The 9,134-nt window shown below is 61.0% G+C and carries 12 protein-coding genes and 1 pseudogene; 6 read left to right on the top strand and 7 right to left on the bottom strand.

Annotated features, from left to right (window positions below; all coding sequences use genetic code 11):
* Positions 1 to 141 precede the first annotated feature (141 nt).
* Positions 142 to 1,101: a nucleoside-specific channel-forming protein Tsx gene (locus NTD85_RS13435; protein ID WP_003223538.1), complete on the top strand. Its 960-nt coding sequence runs from the start codon at positions 142 to 144 to the stop codon at positions 1,099 to 1,101.
* A 15-nt stretch (positions 1,102 to 1,116) separates the two neighbouring features.
* Positions 1,117 to 2,139, top strand: a complete 1,023-nt coding sequence (locus tag NTD85_RS13430) for a purine-nucleoside phosphorylase (RefSeq protein ID WP_262142381.1) — start codon at positions 1,117 to 1,119, stop codon at positions 2,137 to 2,139.
* A gap of 122 nt (positions 2,140 to 2,261) precedes the next feature.
* Here NTD85_RS13430 and NTD85_RS13425 read toward each other — a convergent pair whose 3' ends face one another.
* The 3 genes from NTD85_RS13425 to NTD85_RS13415 form a co-directional block, all read right to left on the bottom strand.
* Positions 2,262 to 3,218, bottom strand: coding sequence for a zinc-binding alcohol dehydrogenase family protein (locus tag NTD85_RS13425; RefSeq protein ID WP_262142380.1), 957 nt, complete (start codon positions 3,216 to 3,218; stop codon positions 2,262 to 2,264).
* A gap of 31 nt (positions 3,219 to 3,249) precedes the next feature.
* Positions 3,250 to 3,423 (bottom strand): DUF1427 family protein, encoded by a 174-nt coding sequence (locus NTD85_RS13420; protein ID WP_003223532.1) that lies wholly within the window; start codon positions 3,421 to 3,423, stop codon positions 3,250 to 3,252.
* Positions 3,424 to 3,635: 212 nt separating this feature from the next.
* Positions 3,636 to 4,403: an AraC family transcriptional regulator gene (locus NTD85_RS13415; protein WP_226501236.1), complete on the bottom strand. Its 768-nt coding sequence runs from the start codon at positions 4,401 to 4,403 to the stop codon at positions 3,636 to 3,638.
* A 146-nt stretch (positions 4,404 to 4,549) separates the two neighbouring features.
* On the opposite strand from NTD85_RS13415, the gene NTD85_RS13410 reads away from it, so the two are divergent.
* Together NTD85_RS13410 and NTD85_RS13405 are read left to right on the top strand one after the other, a co-directional pair.
* Positions 4,550 to 4,777: a DUF6555 family protein gene (locus NTD85_RS13410; RefSeq protein ID WP_003223528.1), complete on the top strand. Its 228-nt coding sequence runs from the start codon at positions 4,550 to 4,552 to the stop codon at positions 4,775 to 4,777.
* A 40-nt stretch (positions 4,778 to 4,817) separates the two neighbouring features.
* On the top strand, positions 4,818 to 5,090 hold the full coding sequence (locus NTD85_RS13405; protein ID WP_262142379.1) for a hypothetical protein: 273 nt from the start codon (positions 4,818 to 4,820) through the stop codon (positions 5,088 to 5,090).
* A 22-nt stretch (positions 5,091 to 5,112) separates the two neighbouring features.
* On the opposite strand, the gene NTD85_RS13400 is transcribed toward NTD85_RS13405, so the two are convergent.
* Positions 5,113 to 5,280 (bottom strand): metallothionein, encoded by a 168-nt coding sequence (locus NTD85_RS13400; RefSeq protein WP_003223525.1) that lies wholly within the window; start codon positions 5,278 to 5,280, stop codon positions 5,113 to 5,115.
* 338 nt (positions 5,281 to 5,618) lie between these two features.
* Here NTD85_RS13400 and NTD85_RS13395 point away from each other — a divergent pair, with 338 nt between their 5' ends.
* A complete protein-coding gene (locus tag NTD85_RS13395; RefSeq protein WP_262142378.1) occupies positions 5,619 to 5,858 on the top strand; it encodes a hypothetical protein in 240 nt (79 codons plus the stop codon).
* Between the two features lie 463 nt (positions 5,859 to 6,321).
* On the opposite strand, the gene NTD85_RS13390 is transcribed toward NTD85_RS13395, so the two are convergent.
* Positions 6,322 to 6,777 carry a DMT family transporter gene (locus NTD85_RS13390; protein ID WP_003223524.1) on the bottom strand — a complete coding sequence of 152 codons (456 nt, stop codon included), beginning with the start codon at positions 6,775 to 6,777 and terminating at the stop codon, positions 6,322 to 6,324.
* Positions 6,778 to 6,779: 2 nt separating this feature from the next.
* Positions 6,780 to 7,265 carry a DMT family transporter gene (locus NTD85_RS13385; RefSeq protein ID WP_201138544.1) on the bottom strand — a complete coding sequence of 162 codons (486 nt, stop codon included), beginning with the start codon at positions 7,263 to 7,265 and terminating at the stop codon, positions 6,780 to 6,782.
* A 113-nt stretch (positions 7,266 to 7,378) separates the two neighbouring features.
* Here NTD85_RS13385 and NTD85_RS13380 point away from each other — a divergent pair, with 113 nt between their 5' ends.
* The gene (locus NTD85_RS13380) at positions 7,379 to 8,314 is read left to right on the top strand and encodes a LysR family transcriptional regulator (RefSeq protein ID WP_262142377.1); all 936 of its coding nucleotides are present in this window, start codon (positions 7,379 to 7,381) and stop codon (positions 8,312 to 8,314) included.
* Between the two features lie 124 nt (positions 8,315 to 8,438).
* Here the strand turns inward: NTD85_RS13380 and NTD85_RS27775 are convergent.
* Positions 8,439 to 9,032, bottom strand: a pseudogene (locus NTD85_RS27775) (methyl-accepting chemotaxis protein); the annotation flags it as partial.
* Positions 9,033 to 9,134 lie beyond the last annotated feature (102 nt).

Raw genomic sequence — 9,134 nt, 5'->3', positions numbered from 1 at the left:
CTCCCACAAGGGGAAATGGGTATATCGGGAAAACTGGTACGCCTTGTGCAAACGTTTGCGACCTGCCTGTAACGGCTTTTTCGTAACAAAAACGTACAGACCCGCAGAAACCGGGCCTCGATCCGCAAAAAAGGACTTTGAATGCACGCCGCTTCCCTTCTCCGCGCCCCATTTGCGCGCACGTTCGCTGTTTCCCTGCTACTGACCGGCGTTACCGGAGTTCTCAGCCATACCGCACTGGCGCAACCGGTCCTGCCCGAAGAGTCCGCTCAGGGCGAAGCCCTCAGCCCGGAAGCTGCCCCGCCGAAAAAAGGCGCTTATCTGTCGGACTGGTACAACCAGGACCTGACGCTGATCGGCAGCAAGGACATCAGTTTCGGGCCGCAGCCGGCCGACGATATCTATCTGGAATACGAATACTTCGGGCGCAAGGGGCCGTTCGAGCTGTACGGCTACATAGACATTCCGAAGATCTTCAACATCGGCAACAGCCACGACAAAGGTGTGTGGGATCACGGCTCACCAGTGTTCATGGAACACGAGCCGCGCATCTCCATCGACTACCTCGCCGGCCGCAGCCTGGCCATCGGCCCGTTCAAGGAATGGTACGTGGCGTTCGACTGGATCTACGATCACGGCAGCCGCAAGGAGAACCGCGCCAACACGCTGTACAGCGGCTTCGGCACCGACATCGACACCCATTCGCGGGTCAACCTGTCGGCCAACCTGTACGGGCGCTACCAGTGGGAAAACTATGGCGCGAGCAATGAGTATTCGTGGGACGGCTACCGCGCGCAGCTCAAGTACATCGTGCCCATCGACAAATTCAGCAACGGCGCGTCGCTGACCTACATCGGTTTCACCAACTTCGATTTCGGCTCGGACATTCACAAGGACAATCCGGCGCGCACCGCCAATGCCACGGTGGCGACCAACGTGTTGCTGTATTCGTTCACCCACTTGCGTTTCACCCTGGTCGGTCGCTATTTCCACAACGGCGGCAACTGGGAAGACGGCAGCGAGCTGAACTTCGGCGACGGCAATTTCCGCGCGCGCTCCAACGGTTGGGGCTACTACGCCGGCATTGGCTACCAGTTCTGAATCAAGGAGATTTTCATGCAAGCAATGACGCGTCTGACCCTGGCCGCTGCGGCCCTGCTCTCTTCCACTGCTTGGGCGGCTGAAGCGCCGATCCAGCCGAAAGTGGTGCTGATCACCATGTTCGCCCCCGAGGCGCAGAACTGGATCGAGCGCCTCGACCTGAAACAGGAAATCCGCGTGCCGGGGCTGTCCGCCGAGTACCCGAGCATTCGCTGCAACAGCCAGCAGGTGTGCCTGCTGACCACCGGCATGGGCCAGACAAACGCCGCGGCTTCGACCCTGGCCCTGGCGCTGTCGCCGAAATTCGACCTGCGCAAAAGCTGGTTCCTGATCGCCGGGATCGCCGGGATCAGCCCGAAACACGGGACCATCGGCACCGCGGCGTGGGCGCATTATCTGGTGGAATTCGGTACGCAATGGGAGCTGGATTCGCGCGATGCGCCGTCGAGCTGGCCGACCGGTTACCTCGGCATCAACACCAAAGGCCCGAACGAAAAACCGCCGTTGGACTACAAGACCGAAGTCTTCGAACTCAACCCGAAACTGCAGGCCAAAGCCTTCGCCCTGAGCCACAAGGTCGAACTGAGCGAAAGCAAGGAATCGGCGGCCTGGCGTCTGAAATACCCGTCCGCCCCGGCCAACCAGCCGCCGGTGGTTACGCGCTGCGACACGCTGGCGGGCAACACCTGGTTCTCCGGTACACGCCTGAGCGAACGCGCCGAGGTCTGGACCAAACTGCTGACCGATAACAAGGGTGAATATTGCACCACGCAACAGGAAGACAACTCGACCTATGAAGCCCTGCTCCGCGCCAGTCGTGAAGGTCTGGTGGATGTGCAGCGTCTGGCCGTGGTACGCGCCGGCTCCGACTTTGATCGCCCGGCTCCGGGCGGCAGTGAAGTGGACAACCTGCTGAAATACGCGGATCAGGGCGGCTTCGTGCCGGCGCTGGAAAACCTCTATCGCGCCGGCAATCCGCTGGTGCAGGACATCCTGAAAAACTGGTCGGCGTGGGAAAACGGCGTCCCGCAATCCTGAAACCTGCGCCAATCAATTGTAGGAGTGAGCCTGCTCGCGATGGCGGTTATTCAGCCGCCGAATTTGTCGACTGAATTGACGCTATCGCGAGCAGGCTCACTCCTACAGGGTTTGTGGCTGAGTCAGGGGATAAGGATAATCTTGTCGCCGCTGCCCTGATTCACCTCCGCATAGCGCTGCAACCCCTCCGCCAGCGGCACCTCCACCAGGCCTTGTGGCAACGGCAGCCGATCCTCATCGAAGAAGCGTCCGAACTGCTCGAGCATCGCCGCACAGGCTTGCACGCTGTACAGCAGCGAGTTGATCCCGACCACCGAACCACCCTTGCGGTACAGCGCCAGCGCTGGCAATTGCACATGGCCGTCGATCGGTGCGGCAATGATCGCGATGCGCCCGAACGGTGCCAATGCCGCTACCGAGGCCGGCAGCCAGAAACCGGTGGTATCGAAGATCACGTCGGCGCCGCCGCTGTATACCGCGTTGACCTGCGCGCCGAGGTCTTCGGGTTTATCCAGCTGAATCGTCGAATAACCCTGCGCCTGCAACTCCTTGACCTGCTCCGGCCGCCGCGCGGCCGCCAGAATCTGCGCACCCCGCACCTTGGCCAGCGCCAACGCCGCCGTGGCCACCGCACCGCCGCCGATCACCAGCAAACGTGTTTCGCCAGTCACCAGGCTGCGCTCCAGCGCATCCCATGCCGTGGTGTACGGCACGCCGAGGCTGGCAGCCTGGGCGAAACTCAGATGCGCCGGTTTGGCTGCCACTCCAGTGGCCGGCAGTTTGACGAACTGCGCATGGGAGCCATCGGCAAAAAAGCCCAGGTCGCGCCCGGTGCCCCAGACCTCCCGACCGATCAACGCTTGCGGCCCTTGCACCACTACGCCTGCAAAATCACGACCGGGAATCCGCGGCAATGTGGTGTACGGAAAACGCCCGAGCACGTTCTTCACATCGCTGGGGTTCAGACCGGCGGCCTTGATCTCGACCAGCACTTCATCAGCGCCAGGCACCGGGGTCGGCACGTCAACGAAACGCAAGGAAGACAGGTCGCCGGTTTTATCGAATTGCAGTGCTTTCATGAGGACATCCACCAAAGGAAAAAAGGACAGTTCAGGACAGCCAACCGGTGACCAGTTGCCGGCCCATCGGCCACAACTGCTCACCCGCGAGCATGCCCAGCAGCCCCACCAGCGCAATGGCCGGTGGCGCCGGGGAACGGAAATTCAGCGCGCCATAGAGCAGGCCGACACCCAGACCGATGGCCAGCGAAATCAGGTAGTTCATCGAGGAAACTCCGCCGCGTTAAAGGGAATGGGCAGAGTCTAGGGAAGGATGGACAGAGGCGTCGGCCAAGGACTTCTGAATTTCGGCCAAATCCGTGAATTCACTGCTGTCCCCTGTGGGAGCGGGCTTGCTCGCGAAGGCGGCGGGTCAGTCTCTTATTCTTCACAGACATACCGCTTTCGCGAGCAAGCCCGCTCCCACAAGAGTTGCGCTCAGGTGATGGGGAATTGCGAAGGCGCCACACCCAGCTCGCGCCGGAACATGTCACTGAAACTGCTCGGCGAATACCCCAGCTCCCGAGCAATCGCACTCACCGGCACGCCCTGAATCAACTCGGCTACCGCCGTCGCCAGTTGCACCTGCCGCCGCCATTCGGCGAAGCCCATGCCCAGGCTGTCCTTGAACAACCGCGCCAGCGTGCGCACACTCGCCCCGGCATTTTCCGCATGCTGTTCGAAAGGAATGTCCAGCGACGGTGCGGCCATCACCGCCTGGCACAGGTTCATCAGACGCCGGTCGGAATCGTCCGGCAGCGGGATCTTCAGTTGCGAGCGCCGGGCGCGCTTGAGTTCCAGTAGCGCCAGCCCGACCAAGGCCTCGTAATAGGCCGGCTCGCCGCTGTCGCCCTGCTCCACCAGCCCGACGATCAACTCACGCAACAGCCCACCGACCTCGATCACCTGCACGGTCGAATCCAGTGTTGCCGCCAGCAACGGTCGCAGATAAATGTTGCGCATCTGCAAGTCCGACACCACACGAATCCCATGCGGCACCCCGGGCGGCAACCACACCGCCCGCTGCGGCGGCACCACCAGCGCCTCATGCGGCGTCTCGACCCACATCACCCCGCTCATCGCATACAGCAACTGCCCCCAGACATGCTCGTGCGGCTCGATAAACAAGCCACGCGGATACGTGCGCGCCAGCGGCTGCACCGGGACATCGGTATCACTCAAATCAGGGGGTGCGGCGAGGGCCATGGCGAGCAATCATTGGGGGTTGGCGGAGCGGCCATGTTAACCACTGCGCCCATGCGTCGCCAACGATAGATACCGTCGGACAATCCGAGTGAATTTTCCCGGTGCGCGGTGATCCTTCTAATACCACAGGGAGGATTACGGGCTTTATGAACAACGCAAAACTGTTTGTCATCGACTACACCCTTCACGGCACGCCCAAGTCGTTCATTATCCGTTCGGACAAAATGGACAACGCCGAGGCGTGGCACTGGGCAAGCTGCGACGCCGGCGTGGGTCGCATCCCGCGTTTCGGCCGGGAAAAGGTACAAAAGACCAGCAAACCGATGGCGGAGAAATTCGGCGTGGAAAACGTCACATGGCGACCGGCGAGCTAGACTCTCGCCAGGCAATGGGGACTCTTTGGGGGCGTACACAATGACCAGCATCTTCAGCCCGGCACATCTGGATTACGGACTGGACACTCTGTTCGGTCGTATTACCAAAAGCGTGGACTGTCAGGTGGGTCTTGAGGCTGTCGAAGACGATCCGTATAGCTTCGCCCTGCGCGTGCCGGCGCCGTTACCGGAAGATCTCGACCAGGCGAAAACCGTGGTGGTCAGGGTCGACGGTCGACGACTGCAAGGCACGGTACGCCGTACCGTACGGCTGGATGATGAAAGCCTGAAACTGCAAGTGGAGCCTGATTAGGCTCCACTTTTTTTGCGCGGGATTATTTGGGGTGGGCGCAATGGCAGCCTTTGCTTGAACATTCTTCACCGCCCTTGTGGTGGTGCGCGCAGGCCTCGCAGCAGTAGTGTTTGCCGTGTACGGCGTAAGAGTGGTCGCCTTCTTTGATGGTGCATTTGCAGTTGGGGCAGTCGCATTTTCTATCGGGCATGGGGGCAGACTCCTTTTTGGTGGTTGTCTGGGCTTTTGGGATAAGCCGTAAATACCAGTGTAGGAGCTGACGAAGGCTGCGATCTTTTGATTTTGCCTGGGTGCGATTTGGATACTTGGTTTTTGGGTGTATATCCGTTTTTTCGGGTGCTGCGGCTGGCGGTTTCGCTCTTACAGCGAGTCACCTTTTCCAAACGCCGAAAAGGTAACCCAAAAGGCTTTGCCCCGGCGTACGGCACTTCGCTTAGGCTCAGTGTTCCCTCGCTACGGTGCCCATCCGGGGGCATCGCCTCCGGTTTGCTTCGCTGCACCTCCTCTCGATGTATGCGGCTTCGCCGCATGGCGCTGCGCGCCTATCCCCCGGATGAACACCTCCGCTCGGCCTGCCGAAGGGGCAGAAGATCAAAAGCCACATCAAAAGCCAGAGCCAAAGCCAAAGCCAAAGCCAAAGCCAAAGCCAAAGCCAAAGCCAAAGCCAAAGCCAAAGCCAAAGCCAAAGCCAAAGCAGATCAAAAGATCACAGCCTTCGGCAGTTCCTACATGGGATTGGGTGTATTCAGTTGGAGATTGGTCGGCTGACAGGCCGCCTTCGCGAGCAAGCCCGCTCCCACAGTTGAGCCGGGTGCATCAGCAAGAAATTGGTCGGCTGTCAGGCCGCCATCGCCAGCAGGCTGGCTCCTACAATTTAGAGAGCGTGCACCCCCTGCGGCGAAGCCGCCCCACTCAACACAATGAGCGTTAGCTCGAGTAAAGCTTTTGATCTCAGGGCCCGTCGGCAGGCTGAGTGGAGGGGTTTATCCGGGGGTGGGAGCGCAGCGACCGTTTGGCGCAGCCAAACACAGCGAGAGGAGGTGCAGCGAAGCAAACCGTAGGCGCTGCCCCCCGGATGAATCCCGCAGCGAAGGAACCCGAGCCCAGGCGAGGGCCGAACGTCAGGGTAAAGCCTTTTTGGTTACTTTTTCGGCGTCTGGAAAAAGTGACCCGCCGTAAGGGCGGAACCCTAATCAGCCTTCACCAAAAAAAACGGATATACACCCAAAACTCAATCAGAACCGCGAACACTACTCCGATACATAAAGACCAAAGCCAACCCCAGACAAACCATCGCCAACACCCGCGAAGACGAAAGCTCGATCGCCGGATTCCCCAACCAGCCAAAATTGTCGATCAACATCCCCATCCCAAGTTGACCAACAATCACCGCAACAGTCGCCACCGCCGTCCCGACAACAGGCACTGCGCCGACCATGACCATCATGTAAACCACCCCAAACAGCGCCCCGCAGACCTGCCACTTCGGCACATCGAGCAAACTCACCGCATGGGCCGGCTCAAAAAACACAATCAACAACCCGGTGATCACCGCCCCGACGAAAAACGTCAGCAAACTGCTCCGCAACACCCCGACGCTTTCACCGAGCCGTCCATTTATCGCCGCCTGGACACTCAACACCGCGCCCGCCAACACCACCACTGCCAACAAAATAACCAGACTCATCTTCAACCCCGCGCAATCAGAACCAATGCCACCACAATCAACCCCAATGCCAGCCACCGCTCGGCATTGACCTTCTTGCGCGTCGCGCCGAACCAGCCGAAATGGTCGATCAGCACACTCTTGCCGACCTGCCCGGACAAAATCGCGATCATCGTCATCGCAATCCCGATATGCGGGGTCGCCAGGGTCAGCACAACCACATAGATCGGCCCGAGGAGTCCGCCGATCAACTGCCAGCGCGGCAGGTCAGTCAGCGCCGGGCCTTTCTGCGGGCCGGCGAACAACAGCAGCAAAAACAGAATCGCCGAACCCACGCCGAAGATGCTCAAAGTCGCCCACAGATGCCCGACCTGCTCCCCCAACGGCCCCAGCAACCCGGCCTCCACCGACAGGCCCATGCCGGCCAGAATCACCAGCGGCAGCAACAACAGGCGCAACCCCGGCCGGGTCGCCGGCGCCGCCACACTCACTTCTTCCAACGTCTGCATCATCCAAAACCCACGCAAGTAAACGATGGCGCGGATTATCGGCTGGCGCCGCTGTGCGATAAATGGGAGCATCCAGACAATACTTTTGCGCAACTCGCACAGCAGGACGATTCATGCACGGGCTTAACGAACTGGGCTTCAAGGCACTCAGGCTGTTTGTGGCGGTGCTCGATCACGGCAGTTTTTCCGAAGTCGCCCGGCGCGAGGGCGTGGCGCCCTCTTCGATCTCGCGGCAGATCCAGTTGATGGAGCAGGCGCTGAACCAGCAATTGCTCTACCGCCACACCCGCGCCGTGACGCCGACCGAGGCCGGGCGCATGCTCGGCCACCATGCGCGGCTGGTTCTGGTGCAACTGGAAGAAGCCGAGCAGGCGTTGCAGGAACAGCAAAGCGAACCCACCGGGCTGGTGCGGATCAACGCGCCGGTGGTGTTCGGCCAACGCCATCTGACACCGTGGCTCGGTCAGTTGTGCGCGCGCTATCCGAAGCTGCAACTGGACATCCAGCAGACCGACCATTACGTCGATCCGTTGCAGGAAGGCGCCGACCTGCTGTTTCGCATCGGTCCGATGCACGACTCGAGCATGCAGGCGCGGATTCTCGCGCCGCACCGCTTTCAGGTCGCGGCCAGCCCGACTTATCTGAAGCGCCACGGCACACCGCAACACCCGGAAGATCTGGCGCAACACCAGTGCCTGGCCTACAAAGGCGCGACCGGTCAGCAACGCTGGTTTTTCCGGCGGGATCAGGAAGACTGGACGCCCTACTCGGTCAAAGGCCCGATCACCGGCAACCACGCCGACACCCTCACCCAAGCGGCCGAGCAAGGCCTCGGGTTGGTGATGTTTCCGTCATGGCTGATTGGTGAAGCGGTGCGCGAAGGCAGGCTGGTGCCGGTGCTGGGGGACTATCAGGTGTCGAACAGCCTCGAACCGCAGCAGATCGCGGTGCTGTGGCCGGGGAGTCGAAGGTTGTCGGTGAAGGTGCGGACGGTGATTGATTTCTTCGTCGAGTGCTTCGGCGAAGTACCGTACTGGGACAGACCATGAGCCTTGCACAAAACCCAATGTGGGAGCGGGCTTGCTCGCGAAGGCGTCGTGTCAATCAACGATTCTGTATCTGACACACCGCATTCGCGAGCAAGCCCGCTCCCACAAAGTTTTTGCAGCAACCTTAAATACGGAACTGGCCCACCAGTTTGCCCAATCGCTGGCCAAGTTCGGCCAGGCTGCGCGAAGTCTGCGCGCCCAACTGGGTCTCATCCGCCACGCTGTCCACCGCCACCGCGATCTGATGCACGCTGCGGTTGATCTCTTCGGCCACCGCGGTTTGTTCCTCGGCTGCGCTGGCGATCTGCGCGTTCATCGAGTTGATGGTCGCGATCAGGTCAGCCATGGCGTCCAGCGACGCCCCGGCCTGATTGGCCTGCGCCGAGGTGCCATCGCCCGCTTCACTGGAACGGCGCATCGCCTCGACCGCCGACTGCGTGCCGGCCTGCAGGCGATCGATCATGCCCTGAATTTCCTGGGTGCTGATCTGCGTGCGGCTGGCCAGTGCCCGCACTTCGTCCGCCACCACCGCAAAACCGCGCCCGGCCTCCCCGGCGCGTGCCGCTTCAATCGCTGCGTTCAGCGCCAGCAGGTTGGTCTGTTCGGCAATCGAGCGGATCACCCCGAGCACGCCGACAATCGACGACACGTCCTGCTGCAGGCTGTCGAGGGACACGCCGCTGCTGCGAATGTCATCCACCAGCGCATGAATCTGTTTGATGCTGCCAGCCACCACGCGTTTGGCGCTCTGTCCTTCTTCATCGGTCTGCTGCGCGGCGACGGCGGCGTTCTGCGCGCTCTTGGCAACTTCCTGAGCAGC

Source organism: Pseudomonas sp. 13B_3.2_Bac1 (genome assembly GCF_025466205.1).
In the GTDB taxonomy this organism is placed as follows: Bacteria; Pseudomonadota; Gammaproteobacteria; order Pseudomonadales; family Pseudomonadaceae; genus Aquipseudomonas; species Aquipseudomonas fluorescens_H.
This window is presented reverse-complemented; position numbering and strand designations above follow the sequence as displayed.

Excerpts from the sequence above, each read along its gene's own strand:
- NTD85_RS13435 (WP_003223538.1), top strand. The coding sequence starts at position 142 with ATGCACGCCGCTTCCCTTCTCCGCGCCCCATTTGCGCGCACGTTCGCT.
- NTD85_RS13430 (WP_262142381.1), top strand. The coding sequence starts at position 1,117 with ATGCAAGCAATGACGCGTCTGACCCTGGCCGCTGCGGCCCTGCTCTCT.
- NTD85_RS13425 (WP_262142380.1), bottom strand. The coding sequence starts at position 3,218 with ATGAAAGCACTGCAATTCGATAAAACCGGCGACCTGTCTTCCTTGCGT.
- NTD85_RS13420 (WP_003223532.1), bottom strand. The coding sequence starts at position 3,423 with ATGAACTACCTGATTTCGCTGGCCATCGGTCTGGGTGTCGGCCTGCTC.
- NTD85_RS13415 (WP_226501236.1), bottom strand. The coding sequence starts at position 4,403 with ATGGCCCTCGCCGCACCCCCTGATTTGAGTGATACCGATGTCCCGGTG.
- NTD85_RS13410 (WP_003223528.1), top strand. The coding sequence starts at position 4,550 with ATGAACAACGCAAAACTGTTTGTCATCGACTACACCCTTCACGGCACG.
- NTD85_RS13405 (WP_262142379.1), top strand. The coding sequence starts at position 4,818 with ATGACCAGCATCTTCAGCCCGGCACATCTGGATTACGGACTGGACACT.
- NTD85_RS13400 (WP_003223525.1), bottom strand. The coding sequence starts at position 5,280 with ATGCCCGATAGAAAATGCGACTGCCCCAACTGCAAATGCACCATCAAA.
- NTD85_RS13395 (WP_262142378.1), top strand. The coding sequence starts at position 5,619 with ATGGCGCTGCGCGCCTATCCCCCGGATGAACACCTCCGCTCGGCCTGC.
- NTD85_RS13390 (WP_003223524.1), bottom strand. The coding sequence starts at position 6,777 with ATGAGTCTGGTTATTTTGTTGGCAGTGGTGGTGTTGGCGGGCGCGGTG.
- NTD85_RS13385 (WP_201138544.1), bottom strand. The coding sequence starts at position 7,265 with ATGCAGACGTTGGAAGAAGTGAGTGTGGCGGCGCCGGCGACCCGGCCG.
- NTD85_RS13380 (WP_262142377.1), top strand. The coding sequence starts at position 7,379 with ATGCACGGGCTTAACGAACTGGGCTTCAAGGCACTCAGGCTGTTTGTG.